Below are 25,434 nucleotides of genomic sequence, written 5' to 3' on the forward strand. Positions count from 1 at the left end.
CGTACAGAAACAGTCACCACCGCAGGCCCCTCAGCCAGGTTAAATGACGTCTTACTCACTGACGAACTCACCAACACCGGCGCACTCAGGTCAGAGGGTCCGCCCGCAACACTTTTGGCGGACTGCTTTACTGAGTCCGCTCCAGCTTGAGTCACCGCTGCATTTGAACGTAGAGAAATCAAAAAGAGTTGCGTATCAGCCGCGGAAAGCGCCCTTTCCAGGGTTGCTACAAACTCACCAGATTGGTTTCGTTTAAGGCTCTTGACCGCAACATCAACCTTAGAAGCGGCCTCCTGCACTGCAACTCCTGCGCGAATGGAAGGGTCGTGTTCATCGCCGTCGATGAAAAAGAGAAACTGGTCCTGGAGGCCAGCCCGGTAATTCAAGGCCGCCGACGAAACTGAACCTCCTTCGTCGAGATGAGCCGATGCGGGAAGCGCGGTCGCTCCCCCACTGAATAAGAGAGTCGCAACTACTGTGCCGGACGCAGTAAGCGTTCGGGCACTGAAATTCTTGAGCATGTTTCTGGACATCCTACGGACATGGCGCCCACCCTGAGTCGGGTGGTCGCAGGCAGTTGGAGATCACCAACTGACCCCCCCGGGAGATTGTAAGCAGACTTTTGACTTGCACTGCGCCGCACTCTTGTTTATGACAATCTGAAAAACGGCAAAGAAGTAACACCCCGATTACGAAGACCGGGGAACCATCAACAGCCGGCCGGAGCCAACCCCTACGGTAAGTCTATGAATCCGTCCCCCGGACTGTCGGTTGAGTCAGCTACGCGCCGAAGAAATTCGAACCGTTTGTGCGCCGCGCGAGTTGCTCTCGAAGGCCGGTTTCTGCTCGCTGCCAACATGCAAGTGCCCGTCGTTAATCAGGGAGCACACGACCTTGAACGCAGGGGCTTGCAGCTGACATCGCGCTCAACTCCCCAGTCCCGTCGTAACGGCAAAGGCCACACTGTTTGCCGTGACCCCCCGGCAGGGACTGACAACCACCGGACTTTCGGCGTCGGCTATGAATGCAGCAGCGCCACGCTCCAAAAGGAGGTCTTTGGTAATCGAACTTAGAACCACGGAACCGGAAACAACCACGACGACGATTGGTCCATTTTGTGCCAGAGCCACCGGTTCATCGGTTGGGCTCAAGTCAATGCGTTGGAGCTGAAACTCCTCAAACGGGGGTCGGTACAGTTCCTGTCCGCGTTCGCTCCCGTCAGCAAACACGCTTGGCACCCCGAGGGATTCGAAACGCACCGTCCTCAGCAATTCCGGGACATCCACATGCTTCGGAGTAAGGCCCCCGCGCAGCACGTTGTCCGAGGAAGCCATAACTTCGACACCCATGCCATGGAGATATGCATGGATATTACCGGCTGGAAGATACACAGCTTCACCAGGTTGGAGGGATAGGTGGTTGAGGAGCAGCGAGATGAGCACACCTGGATCGCCGGGGAATGCCTCGTTGATCTCTACCATCGCAGTGAGGGCCTCCTCGTGCGGCTCACGCAATGCGCCTGAGCGCAGAGCCGCCACGATCTCCAACACGGCGTCCGACGAGTTCCTACCGCCCTCGATCAAGCGAGTAAACGCAGCTTGGAGCGCCAAAGATTCGTCGGTATTGGTGAGGTCTGCGATGACACCGGTGACGATGGCCGGAACGCCATTGGCCGTTGAATCCAAAATGGTGGCGAGGTGTTGAAAGATGCTTTTGGCAACTGCTGTCGGCCTGAATCCGCACAGTGCTCGAAAGGGGGTAAGCGCGAAAATCATCTCGGGCTTGTGGTTATCGTCGCGGTAATTTCGTTCCGTGGAATCGGCAGCCAAACCGGCCGCGTTTTCTCGTGCGTACCCTTCACGTGCCTGGTCCAGGCTGGGGTGTACCTGCAGCGAGAGGGGCTGGTCGGCGGCCAAGATCTTTGTGAGGAACGGCAACCGGGGACCGAACGCGGCCAAACTCTCGGTGCCCAGGAAGTGCAGCGGGTTGGAGTCAATCAATTCGTCCAACGGCTGTTTCGCGCCATTGGGATGGATGGCCATGGAGGGTGAATCCGGGTGGGCACCGATCCACAGTTCTGCTTCCGGCCCGCCTAGGGCGGGACGACCGAGCAAGTCGGCTATCGCCGTCGTTGAACCCCACGCGTAAGGCCGCGATACATTCTCAATCTGATACAAGTCTGAAGTTCCTTAATGTTTGGGCTGAGATGGGCAGAGACTGGACCGACGAGACCGCGTCTTCTCGCATCACGAGGTTAGTCCAAGTTTCGCTCCGAACTTGCTTCCTCAAACGTATGGGTCACCGGATCTTTCCAATTTGTGGTTCCGTCTGTGGGCCGGGAAGTGCTCACCGTTGTTAGCTTGTATGCCCTTGTAGCCGTACACCTAAAGTCAGCCACTAAGTGGCTTCGGCCATCAAGTTCAGCGTTCAGCTTGGACAAGAAAGGAAGGGTGCGATGTAAGAACACCGCACCCTAGGACCCACAAGCAAAACCTATGAAGCTGAGGCTCTACCGTTACGCCCGGACCAGCGCGAGGACGCGGTCGCGGATCTTTTCCATGGTGGGCTGGTCCTTGGCTTCAGCATTCAGGCGCAGGAAGGGTTCGGTATTGGACGGGCGCAGATTGAACCACCAGCTGCCGTCCTTGGCCGTGAACGTGCTGCCGTCCATGTGGTCAATGTCGATGTCTTCGGTTTCAAAATCGACGCGGACGCGCTCGACTGCGCCTGCCTTGTCCTCGATTTCCGAGTTGATTTCACCGGAGGAGACGTAGGGCTCGTACTGACGGCCGAGCTCGGAGAGCGGTCCGTCTTGCTCGCCGAGGGCTGCCAGGACGTGCATGGCGGCGAGCATGCCGGTGTCGGCGTTCCAGAAATCCCGGAAGTAGAAGTGTGCGGAGTGCTCCCCGCCGAATACGGCGCCTTCCTCGGCCATGACGGCTTTGATGAAGGAGTGTCCCACGCGGGTCCGTACCGCACGGCCGCCGTCCTTGGCCACGAGCTCGGGCACGGCCTTGGACGTGAGGAGGTTGTGGATGATCACAGGGGTTTGTTCCCCTGCTGCCTGGGCGCGGGCGATCTCCCGGCGGGCAACCATGCCGGTGATTGCGGACGGAGAGACCGACTCACCGTTTTCGTCGATCACGAAGCAGCGGTCAGCGTCGCCGTCGAAGGCCAGTCCGATGTCCGCGCCGTGCTTGATGACAGCGGCCTGCAGGTCGCGGAGGTTTTCCGGTTCCAGGGGGTTGGCCGGGTGGTTGGGGAACGAACCGTCCAGTTCAAAGTAGAGCGGGACGATCTCGAACGGCAGTGCCGGGAGCAATTTGTCTCCAAGGACTGCCGGGGTGGTCAGCCCGGCCATGCCGTTGCCGGCGTCCACGACGATCTTCAGCGGACGGGAGCCGGAAAGGTCCACGAGTTTGCGCAGGTACTCGGAGTAGTCCTTCAGGACGTCGTGCACGCCGATCTCGCCGCGGTTGGCCGCTGCAGGGATGGTGCCGGAGTTCAGGTACTGCTCTGCGAGGGCCTGGATTTCCTTCAGCCCGGACTCCGAAGAGATGGGCTGGGCACCGGCCTTGGCCATTTTGATGCCGTTGTATTCGGCAGGGTTGTGGCTGGCGGTGAACGTGGCGCCGGCGGCGTTCAAAGCGCCGCATGCGTAGTAGAGCTCATCGGTGGAGATCAGGTCCAGCAGTTGGACGTTCGCTCCACGCGTGGCTGCGCCGTTGGCAAAGGCCTGGCTGAACTCGGGCGAGGAGGGACGCATGTCGCCGCCGACCAGGACGGTCTCGCCTTCGAGGCCCAGGACGTCGATAAAGGCAGCGCCCACGGCCTCGACGATTTCAGCCGTGATGGATTCACCCGCGATCCCGCGGACGTCGTACGCCTTGAAGGATGCCGAGAGGTCGAATGTCTTGTTCTGCTCGCTAATCACGCGCTCAATCCTACTGTGGTACGCGTGATCACCAGATGACGCACACCTAGATGAATAGTGACATTGCCCACACGCAGAAAGGGGTGACGCACGATTGCGTCACCCCTCCGCCTACATATCCGCGAGCGCTCCACCCGGGTTCTCGATCGCGTCAGCCACGTACCTCAGGAAGCCCGCGGCCGTTTCGCCGTCGCACACGCGGTGGTCGAAAGCCAAGGTCAGTTCGGTGACCTTGCGGACGGCCAGTTCACCGTTGACCACCCAAGGCTTGTCGATGATGCGGCCCACGCCCAACATCGCAACCTCGGGGTAGTTGATGATCGCGGCCGAGCCGTCCACGCCGAACACACCGTAGTTGTTCAGCGTGAAGGTGCCCGAGCCAAGCTCTGTTGGAGTCGCCTTGCCCTCTCGTGCGACGGCGGTCAGCCGGCGGATCTCGGCATCCAGTTCACGGGCACTCAGCCCATGCGCGTTGCGGACCGACGGGACAACGAGTCCACGCTCGGTCTGGGCGGCGAAGCCAAGGTTGATTCCGTCGAAGCCAACGATCTCCTGCGCACCGTCAGCGGCAGTTTCAAAGCGCGTGTTCAGGGCCGGGTACTTTTTTAACCCAGCCGTGACAAAACGGGCAATGAAAGCCAGCAGCCCGGGGGTATCGTGCGGAGCGCGCTTCTTGAGCTCTGCCCGCATCTCAAGCAACGCTGTAGCGTCGACGTCCACCCATACGGTCGCTTCGGGAATTTCCGAACGGCTGCGGGTCATGTTCGCAGCAACGGCCTTGCGGACGCCACGAACCGGCGTCCGGGCCGATACAGCCAAGCCCGTACGGCTGTCAACGGAACCTTCTGCAGCGGCCGGCACCTCTGCCCTGGACGGAGGAGCGGCAGGAGCTGCAGGAGCCTCCGGCGCAGAAATGGCTGCCTCTACGTCCTTGCGCATAATCAGCCCACTGGCACCAGAACCCTCGATCGCGTCGAGGGACACACCGTGGTCGCGGGCCATCTTCCGGACCAGCGGTGAGATGACTGCACTCAACCTGCCTGGGATACGGGTCCCGGCAACCGCCGGCTCCATCAAGGGTTCAGCAGGGAACTCAGCAGCGGGCTCAGCGGCACGATCGGCGACGGCGACACTCGTCTTGCGGGGGCGGGTTCTCCCACCGGTCACTCCACCAGGGGTGCCATAGCCGATCAGAACATTGCCGGAACCGGCCTTCTCCTCGGTGCGATACGTCTCCGCAGCAGCATCAACGGCGGGTGAGGCCTCGATTCCCGAGGAAACGGCAGTGGGAGCGGCAGACTCGGCGGTGACAGCGGGCGCAGCCGCCGCAGAACCAATGCGAGCAATCGAGATCAGCGGCTTACCGACGTCGAGCGTTTGACCGGCCTCACCGTGCAGCTCTGCAACGGTTCCGGCGTAAGGCGAGGGCACCTCAACCATGGACTTGGCGGTCTCAACCTCGGCGATGGGCTGGTCAACCCTGACCTCATCGCCAACAGCGACAAGCCAGTTCACCAGTTCGGCTTCGGTGAGGCCTTCTCCCAGGTCGGGCAGTTTGAAGACCTGCATATCTGAACTCATGGTCAGTCCTCCCATTGAAGGTCGTCGACGGCGTCGAGGATGCGGTCGACGCTCGGCAGGTAGTAGTGCTCCAGCTTGGGAGACGGGAACGGAACGTCGAAGCCGGTCACACGGAGAATCGGCGCGGCCAGGTAGTGGAACGCACGTTCCTGAACGCGGGCCACGATCTCGGAGGACACGGACGCAAAGCCATGTGCCTCGGCAATCACGACGGCGCGCCCCGTCTTGCGCACGGACGCGCAGACGGTCTCGTCGTCGAAGGGGACGAGGGTGCGGACGTCGATGACCTCTAGCGAGCGGCCTTCTTCGGCAGCCGCCGCAGCCGCGGCGAGTGCGGTGGGGACGGACGGGCCGTAGGCGATGAGCGTCGCGTCGGTGCCGGGACGGGCAATAGCTGCGCGGCCCTCGGTGGAGGTGCCGGCGTCGTGCTCCGCCCGCAAGGCACCCAAGTCCACCTGGTCCTTGGACCAGTAGAGCTTCTTGGGTTCCATGAACATGACGGGGTCATCGGAGTCGATGGCTTCGCGCAGCATGCGGTAGCCGTCGGCCACGGTGGCCGGCGTGTAAACCTTCAGGCCGGCAGTGTGGGCGTAGTAGGACTCGGACGAGTCGCAGTGGTGCTCCACTCCCCCGATGCCACCGGCGTAGGGAACGCGGATGACCATGGGCATTTTGAGCTTGCCCTTGGTGCGGTTGTGCATTTTGGCTACGTGGCTAACGATCTGTTCGAAGGCCGGGTAGGCGAAGGCGTCGAACTGCATTTCGATGACGGGACGCATGCCGTTGATGGCCATGCCCACTGCCATCCCGACGATGCCTGATTCCGCCAGCGGCGTGTCGAAGCAGCGCTGTTCGCCGAATTCGGCCATGAGTCCGTCGGTGATGCGGAAGACGCCGCCCAGCATGCCGACATCCTCGCCGAAGACCAGGACCGACGGGTCATTACGCATGGCATCAGCCATCGCGGTGTTGAGCGCTTTGGCCATGGTGAGGCTCTGCGGGCCAGTTGCCTCTGCGGTGGCGGGGCGCCCCCGCCGCCGCCGGGGCCGGGGGGGGGGCCGCCGCGGATGGGGGGGCGCTGGCAGTGGCTGCGCTGACGTTGGCTGTGGTGGTGCCACTGGCAGTGGTGGTGACGGTCATTTTGCGCTCTCCTCTCGTGCGAGTTCGCTGGCGAGCAGTTCGGACTGTTCCTTCAGCTGTGGGGTGGGCTTGGCGAAGACGTACTTGAAGAGGTCCAGCGGCTGAACCGGAACATCCTCGCCCAGGCCCTCACGAAGCTGGGTGGCGACGGCTTCGGCGTGCTCAGCGATCCTGTTGCCGGCCTCGTCATCGAGGAGACCCTTGTCCGTGAGGTACGACTTCATGCGCGCCAGCGGATCCTTGGCCTGCCATTCGGCGACTTCGCTGTCCGGACGGTAGCGGGTGGCGTCGTCGGCGTTGGTGTGGGCCTGCATGCGGTAGGTGTGGGCCTCGATCAGCAGGGGCCCGGAGCCTTCGCGCGCCAGCTTCACGGCCCGGTCCATCACGGCGAGCAGTGCGACGAGGTCGTTGCCGTCAACGCGCTCACCGGCCATGCCGTAGCCAACAGCCTTATGGGCCAGCGACGGCGCCACGGACTGGTGACTGAGCGGTACGGAGATGGCGTACTTATTGTTCTGCACGAAGAAGATCACGGACAGGTGGAAAACGGCAGCGAAGTTCAGGGCTTCATGGAAGTCACCTTCGCTGGTAGCACCGTCGCCGCACATGGCCATCACTACGGTGTCTTCGCCGCGCAGCTTGGCCGCGTGGGCAACGCCGACGGCGTGCAGCAACTGCGTGGTCAGTGGGGTGCACTGGATGCCGACGTTGTGCTCTTTGGGGTCGTACCCGCCGTGCCAGTCGCCGCGGAAGATGGTCATCACCTCTACGGGGTCCACCCCACGGGTCATGACGGCGACGGCGTCGCGGTAGGTGGGGAACAGCCAGTCGCCTTCGCTGAGGCACATGGCGGCTGCAACCTGGCAGGCTTCCTGCCCGTGGCTTGAGGGGTAGACGGCCATGCGGCCCTGCCTGACCAGCGCAGAGTTCTGGTCGTTGACGCGACGTCCGACGACGAGCTTCTCGTAAGCGGCCATCAGTTCAGCATCGCTGGGTGTGGGGTACTCGTGGCCGGGTTCGGTGCCTTGCTCGTCATGGGAGCGAAGGGTACCGTCCGGATTCACCATCTGGATCTGGTGCCGGGCGGGGAGCATGTAATCCTCAACGCTGATGCCGAATTTTGTCCGAACGTCAGCAGCGTGGTCCTCTACAGCCGTTTCCGGCGCAGAGTGGTCTGCATGGATCGTCATTGGTCCGTCCTTCTCTAGCCACTATGTGCTTCCAGTATGTTCCCCGGCGATGTTTCGTATCCAGCTTTCGGCAGAATCATGGAAGGGCTTGTGATAAGTGGCTATCCTGAAAGACAAATTGTAATTGTGAGCTGGGTAACGCGCCCATGCTGTAGACGATTTGGAGTGCCATGAGTGAGAGTGAGGCGGACCAGACCGCCGTTCCCCTGGACAGAGTGGACCGGGACATCATCCGCGAGCTGACCACCGACGGGCGCATGTCCATCACCCAGGTGGCTGAGAACGTGCATATCAGCCGCGCTCACGCCTACTCGCGGATTGCCCGGCTCACCGGAGAGGGGGTGCTGACGAAGTTCACTGCCCTGGTAGACCCCATCAAGGCAGGCCTACGGTCATCCGCCTATGTGACGTTAAAGGTTCAGCAGCACTCCTGGCGCGAGCTCAAGGAACAACTCCGCGCGATTCCGGAGGTTCACCACATCGCACTGGTGGGCGGCGACTTCGACGTCATTCTCCTGGTCCGGGCCACAGACAACATCCACCTTCGCCGTGTGATCTTCGACCAATTGCAGTCCATGGATGGAGTGCTGGATACGCAGACTTTCCTTGTATTTGAGGACGTTGATACCCGCTAGGCGCTCCCGGCGGCTCCGGGCTGGGAGGGAGCACCCATTTCCGAACCTTAGACTGTCCCCGTGCCCCTCAAAATTGCCCCCGCCACGCGTGTCATTGGCGTTGTTATGGGGGCATGTTTTTTGGCGGGATTGCTTTGGCTGATCGCAGCCTTTCAATTCTTCTATGACCCCCCGCAAACAACCCCTCACCGCACGGACGCGATCGTTGTCCTGGGCGGCATGAGCAAGGAGCGGCTGCCGGTGGCCCAAAACCTGCAGCAAGAGCTGGATATCCCCGTCCTGGTGGTCTCAACGACAGGCCTGGCCGGCAACGTGGAGGGCGATGCGCTCTGTCAGGAGGAGGCGGGCGAAGGCGATCCTGATCTTGTTTGCTTCCGTCCATCTCCGCTGAATACGAGGGGCGAGGCTGAAGCCCTCCGCGCCTTGATTGCGGAACATGATTGGAAGTCTGTGACCGTGGTGACGTCGGAGTATCACGTGATGCGCGCCGGCACCCTGATCGGGCAATGTACGTCCGTCGAGGTGCAGATGGTTGGGTCCCAGCCGGACCTTTCCGCGGGTGCGTGGATGGACCGGTTTGTGATCGAAACCGGCGGATTAATCGACACTTGGGTGCGACCGGAGTGCTCTTCTCAGTAGAACCCTCTTTGGATCGTGCAAAAAAGTTCTCTGATATGACAATTCGCGTCATTGCACGAAGGCCACACCGGGGCCTTTGTCAACTAGTTGAACGCCGCCCGTATTTATTTCTTGGCCTTTGAAGGTTCTTGTCAAACTCTTGAGTTTCGAGGATGAAGCGCGGCATCCTTTTGCCATAGGTCCAAGGTCTCACCCTACGAGCCCAAGGATCCATCGTGGAAAAATTCCGGCCCAAGCCGTCCGCCACCACCAACCTCGCCAACGCTCGGCATCTTATAGCCAGCCTCTTTGCCGCCTTCATTCTGGTAATCGGGTTCGTTCACGGACCCATTGCCCAAGCGGCACCGGCCCCCGTTTATCCCATCAGCGGATATTTCATTTATGGCAGTACCAGCGATGCGACCAATTCAAAGAAACTGACGGACATTAAGTCGGTGGGCGGTGACACAGTCATCACTTTCGGCTCCCTTCTCAAGCCAGCAACGCTTTCCACGATCCCGGTGGCATGCACGATATCTGGCGTCAACTGCGCAAAGGCAGCTGCATCTGGGATCAGCGTGAACCGATACTTCACATACTCGGATAACAGTTCGTGGGGAGCTCCGGCACTCATGTGCCCACGGGACAAGACCGTAACTTCTGGAAGCTCCGTATACACAATTCTCGTATTACCCACGTCAGGAAGCGGATGCACGTCGACGAACGGAGTGTATGACGTTGTGGTGATCAGTGGTGGTCTCGGTTCAATCTCTATATCTCTTGGTAAGGTGGCCACCGCATTAGGAATGAAGTACTACGCTGGCATGCCAGCGCCTGTGAAGAGAACCGATGTCACCTACCTACCCGATCTCTCCTATGAAGCAACCTTCTCCCTGTTCACGGATCGCTTCCTCCAGTATCAAGCCAAGGTGAACAACGTGCCAGGTTTGGCAGGCTTCTACCACCACACCGAGATGCCTCTGAGTGACAGCCCCGTCTGGGATTCGGTGCTGACAATCTATGACATCCAAAACGCCGCAATTGAAGAAATACTGCCTACCCGCTCGGCAATAGTGAGCCCTTACATCGACACCCGGAAGTCCGCAGCCGCCAGAATCACCATCGACCAAGCTCGGCAGGCTGTTCACAACATCGCAAACACATCGAACGGAGCTTCCCTCGCTATTGCAGTACAAGACGGTATGGGCACCGGAAAGGCGGGAGCATTTTTCGGGAACGAGAGCGGAAACGCTGTCGATCAATACGCCTCCGCGATCGTCGGCACCGGCTCCTGGGGCAGCAAGTATCTAGCACCTAATCGGGACTACTTTTGGGCTATGGCAGAAGGAGTTGAAGGCACGGGCGTCGAGCTGTGGGCCAACTTGGAAGGAATGGCCCCTGCTACGAGCCAGAATCCCTGCGAAAACAGCCTGAGGGGTCAAACGACAACGAGCCGCATCAACAGGCAGCTCCAGCAGTTGGGGAACACGCCCGGGAAGGTCATATCGTTCATGTGGGATCCATACTTCACGTGTAACGGGACCTACGCACCCATGCTGGACCGACTCAAAGCCACGAGTACGACCCCAGTCATCACAGATTCTATCTTCTACGGAAATGGCAATGTCTTAGTAACAGGGCACAATCTGAGCGGCGGAACAGTTCAGGTCAAGTGGACCGATGCCTATGGCCGGGTGTTCGACAAAACGGTTGCTTCCTCAAGTTACAACCCCAGCTACGGCGCACAGCAGGGAATCAACCCACGGCTGGAATCCGTTTTGGCCCAGTTGGGAAGCACGACCTTAGGCTCAGGTAAGTACTACATGATCAATGTGGTCAATAGCTATGGAGTCAGGAACGACGCCCCCTACTCCGACCGCGGCTGAAAGGCCTTCGAGCGGCGGGCGACAGCAGGTACTGTAAGCCCGCCGCTTTGGCCGGTGACTTCCACCGCGCCTTCAATCGACGCCAACGCAGGGCGAGATGTGGTGCTTCACTCCTCAGATGCAAGAATTGATTGTGGCCATGTTTCCTTTGGACGCATCTGAGGAGTGAAGAAATGACGGATAGTGTCCGCCAAACGGCGGCCCTTTCGCCCTCCCCGCGGCACATGCGCAAACGCAGTTTCGGTAGGGACGTTCCGACTGGGCACGGTAGCCCGCAGGCTCTCGCCAAGCCGCTGAAACCCGAGCAGAGGGGCCCGGGGGCAGTCCGACCGCCCAAAGACCCACAGCTGATTGCCGGACGGGCCAGTGATGAACTACCACGGGCAAAAAGTCACGAAAAGACCACTCCGCGCAAGAAGCGGCTAGTAGCCCTGGTTGCTGTGATCCTAGTCTCACTAAGTATCCCCATCATGGTGCTGACCTTGATCTTTGCAGGGTGAGCAATATTCGCCGTTCTACATAATTAATCACGTCGATTGACCGTGAGGTAGCATCGGCTGGTCAGCCACTGCCGCACCCGGGGGAATCCATGCCCAGAGTCATGCCAATTTTCGGTACTCGTCCAGAGGCCATCAAAATGGCACCGATCATCACCGCATTGAATGAGTCCACAGACTTCGAGTGCGTGGTTACGGTCACAGGTCAGCACCGCGAGATGCTGGACCAGGTAAACGAGCTATTTGGCATCGTGCCCGTTCACGATCTCGACATCCTCCAGCCCGGACAGTCGTTATCGGCCATCATGACCCGCACCATCGATGGACTTGAGCGACTTTTCACCATGGACAAACCTGACGCTGTTATCGTGCAAGGAGACACGACCACCTCCACCGCTGCAGCCATAGCCGCCTTCTACCACGGGATTCCCGTCGTGCATGTGGAAGCAGGACTACGTAGCGGCGATCCAATGTCCCCGTTTCCCGAAGAAGCCAATCGCAAGATTACGAGCCAAATCGCCAGCTTGCACCTCGCGCCTACGAACACAAGCAAGGCGAATCTCCTTGCCGAAGGAATTTCCGAGGATGCGATCGTCGTCACCGGTAACACGGTGATTGATGCTCTTCTGGCCACGGTCAACAAGAATTTGCCGTTTTCCGACCCCAAGCTTGAGGACGTAGCTGCCAGCGGTCGCAGGATTCTGCTCGTCACGACACATCGGCGGGAAAACCAGGGTGATGCAATGCGTGGAATGGGGAGAGCCCTAGCACGCATTGCAGAGTCCGAACCGGACCTCCTAATTGTTCTTCCGGCCCACAAGAATCCCGTGGTCCGCGAAGCGGTCCTCCCCGCAATCGACAACTTGTCGAATGTCTTAGTCACGGAACCGCTTGCCTACGGGGAATTTACTCGCTTGCTTTCTTTGGCGCACGTTGTCCTTACTGACTCGGGCGGCGTTCAAGAGGAGGCCCCAAGCCTTGGAAAGCCTGTGTTGGTGATGCGCGACAACACTGAGCGGCCGGAAGCGGTACATGCCGGTACTGTCGCCCTCATCGGCACTGACGAGGAGAGAATTTTTAAAGAGGTCGAACGACTCCTAAACGACGATGTTGCATTCGAATCAATGGCCAATGCAGTGAATCCGTATGGTGACGGAAAAGCAGCAGAACGAACTGTGGCTGCATTGCAGCAGTTGCTGAACATAGGGGTCAGGTGCGCGGATTTCCTATGCGACTCTGACAAAGATGATTACAGCACCAAAAGCACGAACTAAGCAGGCCCCCAGTTTGGACTTTAATCATTGACTCCGCGTGAGAACGCGGCAGGAGGAACAGAATGCAGTTAAAACTAAAGGGCTATTTCAAAGAGGACAACTCGCCGATCACGGAAGCAGTCAAGGCGGTCGAGATGCTTGAGGCAAACTCCGTGGGTAGGCCACACGTTCTCGGATATACGCCAGTGGGCCGCACCAACCCCTACCAAGCCCTCCTATATCGCGCGGCCGAAGACTACAACATCGCAACAGTTCCAGTGGTCAAGAGCTGGGACTTCCACAAACTTTTCAAAATGCCATCTGCAGAATCTTCTACTGTAATTTTGCACATCCATTGGACCTCATTTATCCTCCAAGGGATTACGAGTTATGCCACGGCTAAAAAGAAGATTCAAGATTTCCGCGCGGCCGTCAGCGACATAAAGTCCAAGGGTGGCAAAATCATATGGACACTCCACAATATTATCCCTCATGACTCCCGTTACCCAGACCTGGAAATGCAGATTCAGCAGTATTTGGCTGAAGAGGCAGACGTGCTCCATGTTCTTTCCGACGCTTCGGCGGAAATGATGTCCGCAGCCCTGACCATTGACAAGAACAAGCTCGTAAATGTGCCTCATCCGAACTATCGGCTGACGTACGAAGATTACGTTACAAGGAGTAACGCGAGGCTTGAGTTCGGCATTGGGCCGAACGATCGTGTGTACGTCCTCCTCGGCGCTCTCAAGGCATACAAGGGCTTGGATCGCCTCTTGAAGGCGTTCGAAGAATTCAGTTCTCAAGATCCAGACACGCGACGCGTCCTCCTTGTCGGCGGCATGGCCGACGAATCACCTGAGGTAGCCGATTTCGTCAAGAAGTGTTTGAAGCATCCGAACGTCTTGATTGAGCCCAAAAAGGTTCCAAACCATCTAGTGCAGAACTATATGCGAGCGGCAGACGTGGGCTTGGCTCCGTACACGCGGATGTTGAATAGCGGGGCAGTCCTGTTGTACCAGAGCTTCGATCTGCCGGTCATCGCCTCCGATGTCCCCGCGATCTGGGAGAACATGTCCGACGAAATTGGGGAACGAGTGGCGGACAACTCAATTGAGAGCCTGGTGACGGCGTTCGCAAAGGCGGATCGTTTCTTTGAAAACGATGTGCGATCTAAAGTCCGAATCTACGCAGATCAGTTCGACGCTACCGAGCTATCCAGAGAATTCTCCCGCCGCGTGCTTTGGAAGCTCGACAGCAACGCCACGAAATCTAGCTCAAGGAACCCCTAGTGCGAGGAGCAGTAAGCAACATGGCACATACTCACGACAAGCTCGAGGAACCCAGAGCCCGCTCACCCTATCGGGGAAGACCGGCGACCTCATTCTGGCGAGCCGCGATATCAGACAATCAGGGCACGTCCATGAGTGGACTCTACGAGAAGAAGTTCGACATCGGCCCCGACGATGCAGTCGCTACTGCCGGCAGCTGCTTCGCTCAGCACATTGCCACTAATCTCCGCTCCAATGGCTTCAACGTGGTCGACGCAGAGCCGGCCCCCGGCTCGATGACACCCCAAACCAGAGAACGGTTCGGCTTCGGCGTATATTCGGCGCGATTTGGCAACATATACTACGTGCGCCAACTCCTGCAGCTGGTTCAAGAAGCTTATGGTGAACGTCAGCCGAGCAACTGGATATGGAAAAAGGGTGACAAGTATTTTGATGCCCTGCGACCTTCAGTGGAACCGGTCGGATTGGACAGCGAGTCCGAAGTAATAGTGCACCGGGAACAGCACTTGGCTGCGGTGAGGAAGCTCCTCGGCACTGCCTCGGTCTTGGTCTACACATTCGGGTTGACTGAGGGATGGGTCGATCACAATTCCGGTACCGTTTTCCCGACAGCGCCAGGAACGCTCTGTGGAGACTTCGATCCAGACGTCTTCAGCTTCAAGAACTTCAGCTACTCGGAAGTCGTTGCAGACTTCGAAGAACTTCGCGGACTCATCCAACGCCACAACCCGCATATCAAGTTCTTGCTGACTGTCTCCCCTGTTGCCCTCGCCGCCACGGCAACGGACGACCACGTTCTGGTTTCTACAACCTACTCAAAGTCCGTACTGCGAGCCGCAGTAGGTGATCTCGCAAAGAAGTACGAAGACGTTGCTTATTTCCCTTCGTTTGAGATCATTACCGGCAGCCCTGCACGCGGCCGCCACTGGGACGACACGCTGCGGTCAGTGACTCCGGAAGGAGTTCGCGAGGTCATGACGCACTTCTTTAGCTCACATCCGGCAATTGGTGGAGCCGAGACAGAGAACATTGTGACTGCAGAGGAACTCCTCTGCGAGGAAGCTCTCCTGGAGGTGTTTGGGAAATGAAATTGTGCTTTATAGGAGACTCTCACTTAGGCCACATCATGCCGGTATGGAAGGCGAAGGCCGCGACAAATCCAACCATGCAGGCCGGGTTCCACATTGAACGCACGTACGGAACCTTGCCCTTGACGTTGCAGAGTGGGTCAACAAAGGTTGCGGAGTTTCCTGACATTACTTGCGCCTACTCGGCGGATGTTGACCTAAACAGCTATGACGCTTTCATTGTTTTCGGTATGCATTATTCACTCACGGCACTCGCCAAGACCCATGCCAAATATCGGTCCGCTGAGAACAAAGGAAATAACGGAGCTTATCTCCTTTCCAAACCCGCATACAGCGCCATGACGGATGAGCTTTTTCAGTTTTCCAAGGCAAAGCGAGTCATTGACGCTGTTCGAAAAAACTCGAATCTTCCGGTATTCTACGCTCAGCAACCCATGCCTCTCGAATGGATTATCGGTCGCCAAGACCGCAATCTTGGCTTCTTCAAATCTATAGTCGACTCAGATGATATAGATCAACTGCTCGACACTTACGGCGTCATGCTGAATCGTCTTGAGGATGAGGGTGTACGTGTACTACGGCAGCCACCGCAAACCCTGGCCGAACCCGGTTTCACGAAATCTCATTATGGGATGGCTGATGTCGAAGACCAAACCCCTGAGAGCCCTTACACGAAGGGTGACTATTTTCATATGAATTCCCACTACGGCGAACTCGTTACGCAGGATATTTTGAATGAACTAAAGATTGGCATGGGAGAATAAGATGGCGGGAATACCTTCGCCTATTGAGTATGTTTTGGAGTTCCCAAAACCTGTTAGGTCCGTTGAGTTCGTCGTTGACTTGAAAACGTCTGTGGATGAGAAGTTACTTGTCGCGCTCGTGAAATCACCTGCAATGGCTAACGTCGTCCCCGGTACGTGGTCCTTCTCTGGCGCACTCCAAGGGCATTTCAAGTACGTCACGTCAGCCGGCCCGAACGCCTATGCCCTGCCGAGACTGAATTTCGATAACTGCGTAACGGAAGTCCGTTTGCAAGTGGTTCCTTGGGGTCAAAAACTGCTGTCCCCCGCTCGAGCGGTATCCAGTATCTGGGCGGTATCAGACTTCAGCAGCGACGACGCGGAGGACCTTAAGGTCATTGTGAAAGGAAGACTTGTCTGATGCCTGACTACTTGTCCGATAAGGTCGGAGCGCTTGTGGTGGCGGGACCCGGCACCGACAGCGACACCGTTGAACGCACACTGAAGTCTCTGCGTTGGGCCGGCATAAACCCCGTTGTCTTGACGCCAGACCGAACAGAAGCTTCCGGCGGGGTTGACGGTGGGAACTATCGATACGACCCAGCATCCGAGACAGCAGCCCAAGCCGTCAACACAGCGCTGTCATCGATTTCGGAACCTTTCGTGCTGATAATGGCAGCTGGCACTGTGCTCGCAGAGAAAGCCAGCACCGCACTATCGGAATTGGCAGAGAGCCATCCAGATTCGATTATCCGGTTCCCTCAGCGAGTCGTCAGGCCGCTTAGCGCTCTGGATGAAACAGAGATAGACGCGCTCATTGTTTCAGAAGGAGAGCCGCGAACCGACGCGGTCCTGGCCCCGCGTAAGGCGTCGTTCTCAGCTGTGGCGATCCCGCGTCGGCTTCTTCATACCCTGCGCGGGCTTAAGCCTGCCATAGCCGATGTACCAGCGGCACTGGAAGATCTTGCCCAGCGTGGCAAGCACTTTGGGTTCAGCGAGGAATGGGCCTCTCCGGCAGCGGCAGTCTTCACCTTTGCAACCAAAATGCATTCGATCCCGAACGTCGATGTCAACTCGCTGGCTGGAGGATCTTCGAAGCCTGGCATGTTTGGCGACCTGTTGGGCTGGCGTTCCTCTGCGCCCCATGATGGTCCACTAGTCTCAATCATCATCTCAACCTATAACCGCGGTGAGTACCTGGCGGAGTGCTTGCATTCGATAGTTGCGCAGTCGGTACAGGACTTTGAAGTGATCCTGGTTGATGACGGAAGTACGGATAATACAGGCGAAGTTGTCACGGCCTTCGCTGATGAGCGAATCCGCTATTTCCCGCGCGAGAACCATGGCATCTCTGCCTCGAGGAATTTCGGAGCAGACCAAGCGCGAGGTGCCTTCATCGCAGTTCATGACGACGACGACATTATGCTCCCCTGGCGATTGGAATCCCAGCTTGAGTCCTTGGAGCCTGGCGACCACGGTAGCTTCGGTGTATCCGTGCATTTTGACAACGCCACGGGCGAAGTTCACCGCCTCGTGCATCGTCTGTTCAACATGCAAACAGCTCTACGGTACGGAAACAATCCCACACACCCTACTTGGTTAATTCGTGCGGATGTCTTTAGAAGGTTCCGCTACGATGAATCGCTCAAGAGCGGTGTGGACAATAACATTGCGCTTCGAATGGTGCGTTCCGGCATAAAGATGAAGCACACCGGTGAAAACCTCATTCTTCGTCGTCTTCATGGCGGCCAAATAACGCGTAGCGCCGGTGAAATTCAGCAAGCTTCGGCCAAGATGTCTCAACGCATGCTCAAGTTTGCCAACGGTGTTTCTGGTGACCCAACAAAGGTTGTCGCATCCGAGGAATGGCTCTCCAATATGGCCAACAAGGCCTTTGAAGAGACGGTCAGGCCATATCTGCCTGACCACCTGGTCACGCGACGCGTGACTTGCAATGTTATGCCCGGGGAAATCGATAGCAGCCTCGATCCTGCAAGTCCGCGTCAGACCGGAGCCCTCGAACCCGTGGAACCTGCATGGGATGAGCTGCTACCCCGCACCAATATCCTTGCCGGAGTGTCGTGGGCGGGGCTGGCAGCTCTCCGAACTAGTGGGGTTGAGTTCTCGGCCTTTGAAGACGGAGTAGCTTCAGCTCAGGAAATTCTCATGCAAGGCGTTGCTGACCACGCAACCCGGGCCTCAAGCCGGTACAACTTGGTCTTGACCCACCCATCAGCCAGTACCGTGATAAAGGACGCAGACGTGGACAAGTCGGAGGGCGTAGTCCTCAGTGGTTCCGATGCGGAAGCCTCCTACCAGTACACAGTGCTGGATCAACACGATCTCAGCCTGAGTGTGTCGGTAATCAATTCGTTGACCGCAGAGGCTAATTACTCTGACGGTAGAGCGTTCCTGGTCGCGAAGGGCTCCGCCGACCCTGCGCGTGACCTCTGCCTAGCGCTTCGAGTCTCTGAGGAAACAAAATGAAAGTTCAATGGACAAAGAACGATTTCGGGAGATCGGGCATCCTTGCCGTCCCTGAGGCGGGTGACTCCCATCCGGTACTCGAAACGTATTACATGGATTATCTGATCGAGAACCTCGATCAAGATCGCCTAGCAATTGCGGCGGCCCTGGTATTTGGTTCGTACAGTGGAAACCGCCTCTCTTTTACAGGGCGCGTGTCGTCGGAAGTAGCCCGTGCAATTGAAGCGTTTCACCGGACGGATGGCGTGCGCGTTGAGCCTGTGAGCTATGGCGAGAACCACTCACCCCATGGAGATTCCATCCTCCACATGAGTTCGGGGCATAAACACACGACGCGTTCGAATCGGATCGGACAACAGCGACGACTCGATGTTGCCCTCCTACCGACGGACAAAAACTCGGGTGCTCTTCTTACCATGGACAGCTTGGACGTCGCTACAAATTCGTGGTTGCATTCTGAATTCTTGCCGCAGCCATACGCAGATGATCTATGCAAAATAGCGAGTGGCGTGTTGTTGTCCACGGACTTGAGCGCAGCTGGGGTTGCCATCTGTCGGTCAGGCAAAGCACTACCTGCGCCAGTCCTCTCGGGTGCTCAACGTCTGCTCGACAGCGTTGGCTTGACTTTGGGCATGGCCGAGTGCGCCGAGCATCTTTCCTAGCCTGACACCACCTGTGGGTGCTCGGTAAGCAGTCGTGTTGACGATTCGATGACTACTGCTTCCCGGGCTCCCACAAGTCAGAAGGAAACGATTGCCGGAGCGGAGCGGGATCCCAAAGTGCCAAAGGTTCATCAAAGATCTCACGATCTCCAGCCAGCGCCCTGACGGCATCATCTAGAGTTGCATGGCAAAGAAGTCCCTTCCTCCCTGTACCCATGACATAGTCCTCGTACTTGAAAATACTCTCCTGAGAGGGCTTGAAAAGGGCTGTAGGAATGCCAAGCAGCTCCCCAACTATCAACCCATGCAGGGAGGAAGCGACGATCTGTTCGCTTTGGGCAAGACGGGTGAGGATTTCGATTACAGATCCTCTTGGATTAACTGCTTCCGGTAGATCCCGGTAGGTGTCGAAATCGTGGAAGTTTGGTATGACAGACAACTTGAAACGCTTTTGTTGGCTCAAATCAGCGAGGTTAGGCATGGCATCGAGCAGGAGAAGGGCAGGGTCCCCGTACACCCCGGGGTCCTCAATGCCCTTGTGCTCTTCAAGCCACTTGCCACTAAGCGGACCTCGGAGCGCCCTTAGGTCGAGTTTGGAGAACTTGTGGTGCACCACACCGACTTTTCCGTTTACCCCGGAGCCCCATACGGTATCCAGGTCCCCGGCAAAGTGCATTATGGAACCCACTGTCAGCAGTTTCGGGCTTATGGCGGACCCATTCTCGGGATCGTCAGACAAGATGGGCTCGAAAAATTGCTTCTGAGCAAGCTTTCCGACCAATGCGGGGCCGAGGAGGTCACCGAAGTTATTGACATGACACATGCGTCCAGAGACGTCCGCCCGAACGGGGTTCCATGCAAAAACCTCGACTCCGTAGATGCTAACCAACTGCGTTCTCCTGACGTTTCAAGGCATTCGTGGCCATTCTGTCAGGGCGGAACGTAACATCACGTCACCGATCCAGCCTCCGATGAACGGATCTGTTCTTACCAACGATGAAGCAACATTGGCAAGCACCAGTTCGTTTTTCGTCGGTTCAACCACACCATATCAAGGCGATGCAACTCGGCTATCGCTTTCGACTTCGCAGAGAAGGAAGTATGTCGCTTCGAATCACCGTAATAGGAACAGGCTATTTGGGTGCCACGCATGCAGCATGCATGGCCGAACTAGGCTTCGAGGTGCTAGGCCTCGACACAGATCCGAAAAAGGTCGAACAGCTCAGCGCCGGCGTCCTTCCGTTTCATGAACCTGGACTGCCGGACCTTCTGAGAAAGCACACATCGACGGGACGGCTACGATTCACATCGTCCTACGAGGAAGCAGGCGCCTGGGGCGACGTTCACTTCATTGCGGTGGGAACACCGCAGAAGGCGGGAGACCACGCAGCCGACATGACCTATGTCGACAACGCGACCGTCTCCTTGGCTAAGAGCATCACCAAGGATGCATTGATCGTCGGGAAGTCCACCGTCCCAGTGGGCACAGCGCGCCGACTTCAGGAGCTTGTGAACTCGGTAAAAACCGACTCTCTGAATGTAGAGCTCATGTGGAACCCGGAATTCCTCCGCGAAGGATACGCAGTTCGCGATACTCTGACGCCGGATCGCCTCGTTGTGGGCGGTGGCTCGGCTGATGCTGTCGCCACCCTCCGTCAGGTGTATGCATCTGCGCTGTCTACCGACACACCCTTCATCACGACCGACCTTGAAACCGCCGAATTGGTCAAAGTCGCAGCCAACGCATTCTTGGCGACTAAAATTTCGTTTATCAATGCGTTCGCAGAGGTAACCGAGCATGTCGGAGGGGATATTCGAGTCCTTGCGGACGCCATCGGTCTTGACCAGAGGATAGGCCGTCGATTCCTGAATGCAGGCGTGGGTTTTGGTGGTGGCTGCCTGCCGAAGGACATACGCGCCCTGCAGGCCAGGGTCAGTGAACTCGGGCTGGACAGGACCATGCGATTCCTGTCCGAAGTGGATGAAATCAACCTTCGCCGACGAGAGCGAGTTGTGCACCTTGCAACGGAACTCCTAGGCGAACTAGACGGTCGGACCATTACCGTTCTGGGCGTAGCATTTAAGCCGAACAGCGATGACGTACGCGACTCCCCCGCTCTTGACGTAGCGGCACAGCTCTATAGCGCTGGAGCCGAAGTCTCAATCTATGATCCTGAGGCCATGAACAACGCGCGCTCACGATTCCCGCGGCTCAAGTACGCTGAGTCTCTTGAAGCGGCGCTTCAGGGCAGCCATCTGACGATCCTGCTTACAGAGTGGCAGGAGTTCTCCGCTTTGGAACCGCAGGATCTGGAACCACTGGTCGAGTCAAAAGCGATCATTGACGGTCGAAATGTTCTGAACCCTGACACGTGGACAGATCGTGGATGGCGTTTCGAGTCGCTCGGCCGCAGATCAGTTCCAGCCCTGGCAACCTCTAACTCGCTTAGCTAGAACCATTCGGCCGGCTCTCTCCACGGGCCGGCCGAGTGGCCTTACAACTTAGTTCGTCGCCGCGACAACACGGAACGACTGCAACCCTCTATCCTTTAGGTGTTCGACCATTGGCACGTATTTACGTTTACGGCAGCTGTGTATCCCGGGACTCAGTCGAGTTTCTCGACATGTCCCTGCATCGACTTCTGGGATATACGGCCAGGCAGTCTCTCATCAGTGCAGTCGGCGATGTTTACCCGGCCTCAGCACAGCAAGGCACCTTGGAAAGCCGCTTCCAAATCCGCAATCTCCAAGGTGACTTCGATGGCAGCATCTTCCGAACGCTCTTAGACGTTGCGGATCAAGCGGACTATATCTTTTGGGACCTTACAGATGAACGATTGGGTGTCATCAAGGTCGCGGAAAACACCTACGTAACCCGTTCAGTCGAGCTAATCCAAAGCGGCCTCATAGAGAACCTTGAAAAGGCCGCCTGGATTCAGTTTGGAACGGAGGAACATTATGAACTTTGGCAGGAGTCAGTAAGGCAATTCGCCGAGTTCACAAGGGCACACGGCTTGCAGTCGAAGCTCGTACTATTCAACCTCCCGTGGTCCATGTGGGATGACGAAGGCACTCCGCTCAAAAAGATTTGGGACTTGTTCCCCGATGAAGCGAACAATGTCTTGGCTCGTTATGTAGCCGTCGTTCGCCAACACATGGACGTGAACTATCTCGACATCCCCTGGGCGCAGGTGGCGGCCAGCAAAACCCACAAATGGGGTGTGGCGCCTTATCATTACGAAGACCATGTTTACGAAGTCGTAGCGGATAAGTTCAAAATTCTGGAGACGGCGAAGTCTAGTGGTAGAGAGGGACAGGGGGGCGTGGTGTCCACTTCGGATCTTGCCTGGCGAGACGCTGTCGCCGACCCCCCAACCTTTTCGATTCCGCCTGACACTTCGGCTTTCGGGCTTCAATTTGATGCACGCAGTGCGGGTTCCGCGGTTAGGCTCATTTTGTCACTTGAGCTTGAGGGAGCAGATGGCCTACACCTCTACAAACACAGGATCACTAAATCTGTCATGGCAGATATTGGCCATTTTCGCTATCTGAATCTTGATGGCGGCCAGCGCACGTACTTTGCGGGCTTCGATCTTCCGGAGGGCGTTTCCTGCAAGTCCCTGACCGTAAAGGGCTGGCAGATCGGAAAGGGAAACGTTGAACTCGGCAATATGTCCCTCTTCACTAACGCAAAAAAGGGAGCCCGGTGACTTAAGTCATGAACTTTCAGAGAGCACACCCAGCAAGTGGAACAGCCTTTTACTTAGTTGAAAGATGGCCGTATGCAAGGCGTACAGCTGGATCTGAAGCTTTAGCCGTGCAGTTCGCAAGGGAGCCGGTCAGGGCTACCGTAGCTGGGGTAACGTTTCGACGAACGTAGAGAACGGGGCTCGCCTGCCAAGGCTGGCGGATAGGCGTCGCGTAGCCCTGAATGAGAGTGTCCTTTACCGAGTCAGTGTCCGCTTTCACCAAGTCGTATGTTTTGACGCCGCCATCGTAAGGTCCTGACTGCGTTCCCATGGCGATTAGATTGCCAACGGTCTCGACTCGTTCGGCCTGTTGCCCGATAACAATCCCAGAAGCACCATAAAGCAACGTGTTGTTACGGATCACCACGTCCTTTGGTGCACTACTGGGGTCGGTACTGCCGGACGCTTTGATATTGGAGCCGAGCGGGGCGCCGCCCATCAGGTTATTCTCAATGGTGCCCCCGCCGGAGTAGACAGTGGGCATGAGGTAAATGTTATGCATTTCGCCCACGTTCCCGGTCTTGGCCGCATCCCGAATGCAGTTGGCTGCAATCATGTAGTTGTGCGGCGCCGCCGCCGTTCGGCCTTCATTGGTCCAGTTCGCCGGAGTCTTCTCCCGCACAAGAATGTTGGCCACACCGCGGGTACCAGCAACTTCATTCTTAATGAATGACCAGCCAGTCCCACCAAAGTAGCTCACAATAGCTTGACCCGTGGTGTTGGTTGAACTGTAACCCCAGCGGATTCCTTGGACGGTCCAATAGTCGGCACCTGTGAGGGACAGATACCCGTTAATTTGAACCATCTCTCCTGGGTAAGACTGGAGATGAATGGGGGCATCTGACCTAGCTGGACGGGCGGCCCATCCGACCTTCTCATCGTACGTACCAGCCCGAACTACGATTACGTCTCCCGGCTTGGCTATCTTGACGCCGGCCTGCACGGTCTTGAGCGGTTGATTGATAGTCGGTTCGGGACACGACGGCTGGTTGGGTGGCATTGTCCCTGTGTCCAAGCAGGTCACGCGGTTGTACTCGACGTACCCCCAAGGCTGATTCACCCCGACAACGTCCGATCCTTGATCGTCCACGTATATCGTCCTACCGCCCGCAGATGCCGGTGCCACGCTGCTGGAACCCACACCCGAATAGTCCGGCGCACTCGCCGCGTGTGCCGGAGCAGCTCCGCATACCCCCAGCGAGGCTGAAACAATGAACGCTGCGATCAACTTCTTACGTGCAGTCATAAAGGAGTGTCCCCAGAAAGAATGGCCTTGGACCTCCAATCCTATTGCGCTTCTTCTCGCCCGACCAGAGTCTTCCTACCCCAGAATTTGCACCAGGCAGCCTGCTTCCATTCCCAAATCAGGCGCACAGAACAGATCCCCCAGAACGCGCCGCTAAATTAGCGCACAGTCCGGAGTGCCGTCACCCTTTGAAGAACCCACGCGTATCGACGAGTAGCTTGCCATCAAGATGGACGGCTACGTCCCTGAACGCTTCGTGGTCTACCAAAAGCACAACTGCCGCGGACCTCCGCACAGCCGCGATCGGGTCCATCAGTTCAACATTTTCAAGTCCCTGCAGCCTTGAGGGTAGCTCTCTCACGTGCGGCTCGGCAATATTGATTTTGTTACCTGTCAACTTGCTTGCCAAGTCAACAGCAATTTCGATGGCGGGCGATTCGCGTAGATCGTCGATATTGGCTTTGAATGCAAGACCCAGCACTGCAACTTCAGCTCCATGAACCAAGGACTCAACAACCGCCACCACTTCGCTGACAACCCAACCGGGTTTTGCGTCGTTGACTTCGCGGGCCGTCTTTATCAATCGCGATTCAGTCGGGGCAGCAGAAACAATAAACCATGGGTCAACCGCTATACAGTGGCCGCCTACGCCAGGACCCGGATTCAAAATATTGACGCGGGGGTGATGGTTCGCGAGACGAATTAGTTCCCAGACATCAATGTCCAGCTTGGAGCTGATCACGGAGAGTTCATTGGCAAAAGCAATATTGACGTCCCGGTACGAGTTTTCGACGAGCTTGGCCATTTCAGCCGTTACATCGTCCGTCATCAGGATCTCACCCTTACAGAAGACAGCGTACAGATCGCGCGCGAGACTGGCAGCTTCGGGCGTAAGCCCCCCCACAATGCGGTCATTGGTAACGAGTTCAATCATGACCCGGCCCGGCAATACCCTCTCCGGGCAGTGGGCGACGTGGATCACGGGAGACCCGCCAGCACCATCGAGTGACAGATCAGGCCGAAGGTCCAGTAGGTATTCGGCCAGGTGCCTGGTGGCGCGTGGCGGGGACGTCGACTCCAGAATAATAAGTTCACCGCCCTGCAGCTGCGGTGCAATCCCACGTGCGGCAGCTTCGATGAAACTAAGGTCTGCCGACCGATCGTCCCGGAACGGAGTAGGGACGGCCACGATATACGCCTGGGCAGCTGGAGTGTCTTGTGTGGCCTTTAGGTGACCTTGGCTTACCGCGCCGGCAACGTGGACGCCCAGGTCTGGTTCCACGAACGGAACCTCGCCTCGGTTCACTGCGTCGACAGTGCTTTGATTTACATCTACGCCGATGACGTTGATGCCGTTGGTTGCGAGGATGGCCGCAGTGGGCAGTCCAATATAGCCCAGGCCGATTACCGCAGCTGTCTCGATAGACGTCATTCCA

General features: G+C 57.5%; 19 protein-coding genes and 1 pseudogene. 11 read left to right on the forward strand and 9 right to left on the reverse strand.

Features of this window, described 5'->3' with window-relative positions; translation table 11 throughout:
- The 6 genes and pseudogenes from LN996_RS15330 to pdhA all read right to left on the reverse strand — a co-directional run.
- On the reverse strand, positions 1–521 hold a 521-nt coding region (locus LN996_RS15330), incomplete at its 3' end, for a hypothetical protein (RefSeq protein WP_231341224.1).
- A gap of 405 nt (positions 522–926) precedes the next feature.
- On the reverse strand, positions 927–2,177 hold the full coding sequence (gene manA, locus LN996_RS15335; protein ID WP_231341225.1) for a mannose-6-phosphate isomerase, class I: 1,251 nt from the start codon (positions 2,175–2,177) through the stop codon (positions 927–929).
- Positions 2,178–2,515: 338 nt separating this feature from the next.
- Positions 2,516–3,934 (reverse strand): phosphomannomutase/phosphoglucomutase, encoded by a 1,419-nt coding sequence (locus LN996_RS15340; protein ID WP_231341226.1) that lies wholly within the window; start codon positions 3,932–3,934, stop codon positions 2,516–2,518.
- A gap of 111 nt (positions 3,935–4,045) precedes the next feature.
- Positions 4,046–5,515 (reverse strand): dihydrolipoamide acetyltransferase family protein, encoded by a 1,470-nt coding sequence (locus LN996_RS15345; protein WP_231341227.1) that lies wholly within the window; start codon positions 5,513–5,515, stop codon positions 4,046–4,048.
- Positions 5,516–5,517: 2 nt separating this feature from the next.
- Positions 5,518–6,655: pseudogene (locus tag LN996_RS15350) on the reverse strand (alpha-ketoacid dehydrogenase subunit beta).
- Positions 6,652–7,845: a pyruvate dehydrogenase (acetyl-transferring) E1 component subunit alpha gene (gene pdhA, locus LN996_RS15355; RefSeq protein ID WP_231341228.1), complete on the reverse strand. Its 1,194-nt coding sequence runs from the start codon at positions 7,843–7,845 to the stop codon at positions 6,652–6,654. The pseudogene LN996_RS15350 and the gene pdhA overlap by 4 nt, the downstream one beginning before the upstream one ends.
- A gap of 170 nt (positions 7,846–8,015) precedes the next feature.
- Here pdhA and LN996_RS15360 point away from each other — a divergent pair, with 170 nt between their 5' ends.
- From LN996_RS15360 to LN996_RS15400, 9 genes are all read left to right on the forward strand, one after another.
- On the forward strand, positions 8,016–8,480 hold the full coding sequence (locus LN996_RS15360) for an Lrp/AsnC family transcriptional regulator (protein ID WP_231341229.1): 465 nt from the start codon (positions 8,016–8,018) through the stop codon (positions 8,478–8,480).
- A 60-nt stretch (positions 8,481–8,540) separates the two neighbouring features.
- A complete protein-coding gene (locus LN996_RS15365; protein WP_231341230.1) occupies positions 8,541–9,119 on the forward strand; it encodes a YdcF family protein in 579 nt (192 codons plus the stop codon).
- Between the two features lie 215 nt (positions 9,120–9,334).
- The gene (locus tag LN996_RS15370) at positions 9,335–10,984 is read left to right on the forward strand and encodes a hypothetical protein (protein WP_231341231.1); all 1,650 of its coding nucleotides are present in this window, start codon (positions 9,335–9,337) and stop codon (positions 10,982–10,984) included.
- Positions 10,985–11,573: 589 nt separating this feature from the next.
- Positions 11,574–12,755, forward strand: a complete 1,182-nt coding sequence (gene wecB / locus LN996_RS15375) for a non-hydrolyzing UDP-N-acetylglucosamine 2-epimerase (RefSeq protein WP_231341232.1) — start codon at positions 11,574–11,576, stop codon at positions 12,753–12,755.
- Positions 12,756–12,817: 62 nt separating this feature from the next.
- A complete protein-coding gene (locus tag LN996_RS15380; RefSeq protein WP_231341233.1) occupies positions 12,818–14,023 on the forward strand; it encodes a glycosyltransferase in 1,206 nt (401 codons plus the stop codon).
- 131 nt (positions 14,024–14,154) lie between these two features.
- Positions 14,155–15,111 (forward strand): GSCFA domain-containing protein, encoded by a 957-nt coding sequence (locus tag LN996_RS15385; RefSeq protein WP_231341234.1) that lies wholly within the window; start codon positions 14,155–14,157, stop codon positions 15,109–15,111.
- 38 nt (positions 15,112–15,149) lie between these two features.
- On the forward strand, positions 15,150–15,875 hold the full coding sequence (locus LN996_RS15390; protein WP_231341235.1) for a hypothetical protein: 726 nt from the start codon (positions 15,150–15,152) through the stop codon (positions 15,873–15,875).
- A gap of 399 nt (positions 15,876–16,274) precedes the next feature.
- A complete protein-coding gene (locus tag LN996_RS15395; RefSeq protein WP_231341236.1) occupies positions 16,275–18,341 on the forward strand; it encodes a glycosyltransferase family 2 protein in 2,067 nt (688 codons plus the stop codon).
- Positions 18,338–19,003, forward strand: a complete 666-nt coding sequence (locus tag LN996_RS15400) for a hypothetical protein (protein ID WP_231341237.1) — start codon at positions 18,338–18,340, stop codon at positions 19,001–19,003. Before LN996_RS15395 ends, LN996_RS15400 begins: the two co-directional genes overlap by 4 nt.
- A gap of 52 nt (positions 19,004–19,055) precedes the next feature.
- Here the strand turns inward: LN996_RS15400 and LN996_RS15405 are convergent, their stop codons facing one another.
- Positions 19,056–19,892: a polysaccharide pyruvyl transferase family protein gene (locus LN996_RS15405; protein WP_231341238.1), complete on the reverse strand. Its 837-nt coding sequence runs from the start codon at positions 19,890–19,892 to the stop codon at positions 19,056–19,058.
- 212 nt (positions 19,893–20,104) lie between these two features.
- On the opposite strand from LN996_RS15405, the gene LN996_RS15410 reads away from it, so the two are divergent.
- Both LN996_RS15410 and LN996_RS15415 read left to right on the forward strand, forming a co-directional pair.
- Positions 20,105–21,457 carry a UDP-glucose/GDP-mannose dehydrogenase family protein gene (locus tag LN996_RS15410; protein WP_269215753.1) on the forward strand — a complete coding sequence of 451 codons (1,353 nt, stop codon included), beginning with the start codon at positions 20,105–20,107 and terminating at the stop codon, positions 21,455–21,457.
- Positions 21,458–21,567: 110 nt separating this feature from the next.
- Positions 21,568–22,713 carry a DUF6270 domain-containing protein gene (locus LN996_RS15415; protein ID WP_231341240.1) on the forward strand — a complete coding sequence of 382 codons (1,146 nt, stop codon included), beginning with the start codon at positions 21,568–21,570 and terminating at the stop codon, positions 22,711–22,713.
- A 49-nt stretch (positions 22,714–22,762) separates the two neighbouring features.
- Here LN996_RS15415 and LN996_RS15420 read toward each other — a convergent pair whose 3' ends face one another.
- Together LN996_RS15420 and wecC are read right to left on the reverse strand one after the other, a co-directional pair.
- Positions 22,763–23,557 (reverse strand): hypothetical protein, encoded by a 795-nt coding sequence (locus LN996_RS15420; protein WP_231341241.1) that lies wholly within the window; start codon positions 23,555–23,557, stop codon positions 22,763–22,765.
- A gap of 622 nt (positions 23,558–24,179) precedes the next feature.
- The gene (wecC, locus tag LN996_RS15425) at positions 24,180–25,430 is read right to left on the reverse strand and encodes a UDP-N-acetyl-D-mannosamine dehydrogenase (RefSeq protein ID WP_231341242.1); all 1,251 of its coding nucleotides are present in this window, start codon (positions 25,428–25,430) and stop codon (positions 24,180–24,182) included.
- Between the last annotated feature and the right edge of the window lie 4 nt (positions 25,431–25,434).

This window comes from Arthrobacter sp. AK01, assembly GCF_021109375.1.
Lineage (GTDB): Bacteria > Actinomycetota > Actinomycetes > Actinomycetales > Micrococcaceae > Arthrobacter.

Bases quoted from the DNA above. Each gene is read 5' to 3' on its own strand.
- LN996_RS15385 (WP_231341234.1), top strand. From the start codon at position 14,155: ATGAGTGGACTCTACGAGAAGAAGTTCGACATCGGCCCCGACGATGCA.
- LN996_RS15400 (WP_231341237.1), top strand. From the start codon at position 18,338: ATGAAAGTTCAATGGACAAAGAACGATTTCGGGAGATCGGGCATCCTT.
- LN996_RS15345 (WP_231341227.1), bottom strand. From the start codon at position 5,515: ATGAGTTCAGATATGCAGGTCTTCAAACTGCCCGACCTGGGAGAAGGC.
- LN996_RS15410 (WP_269215753.1), top strand. From the start codon at position 20,105: ATGTCGCTTCGAATCACCGTAATAGGAACAGGCTATTTGGGTGCCACG.
- pdhA (WP_231341228.1), bottom strand. From the start codon at position 7,845: ATGACGATCCATGCAGACCACTCTGCGCCGGAAACGGCTGTAGAGGAC.
- wecB (WP_231341232.1), top strand. From the start codon at position 11,574: ATGCCCAGAGTCATGCCAATTTTCGGTACTCGTCCAGAGGCCATCAAA.
- LN996_RS15380 (WP_231341233.1), top strand. From the start codon at position 12,818: ATGCAGTTAAAACTAAAGGGCTATTTCAAAGAGGACAACTCGCCGATC.
- LN996_RS15420 (WP_231341241.1), bottom strand. From the start codon at position 23,557: ATGGTTCAAATTAACGGGTATCTGTCCCTCACAGGTGCCGACTATTGG.
- LN996_RS15395 (WP_231341236.1), top strand. From the start codon at position 16,275: ATGCCTGACTACTTGTCCGATAAGGTCGGAGCGCTTGTGGTGGCGGGA.
- LN996_RS15390 (WP_231341235.1), top strand. From the start codon at position 15,150: ATGCCGGTATGGAAGGCGAAGGCCGCGACAAATCCAACCATGCAGGCC.
- LN996_RS15360 (WP_231341229.1), top strand. From the start codon at position 8,016: ATGAGTGAGAGTGAGGCGGACCAGACCGCCGTTCCCCTGGACAGAGTG.
- wecC (WP_231341242.1), bottom strand. From the start codon at position 25,430: ATGACGTCTATCGAGACAGCTGCGGTAATCGGCCTGGGCTATATTGGA.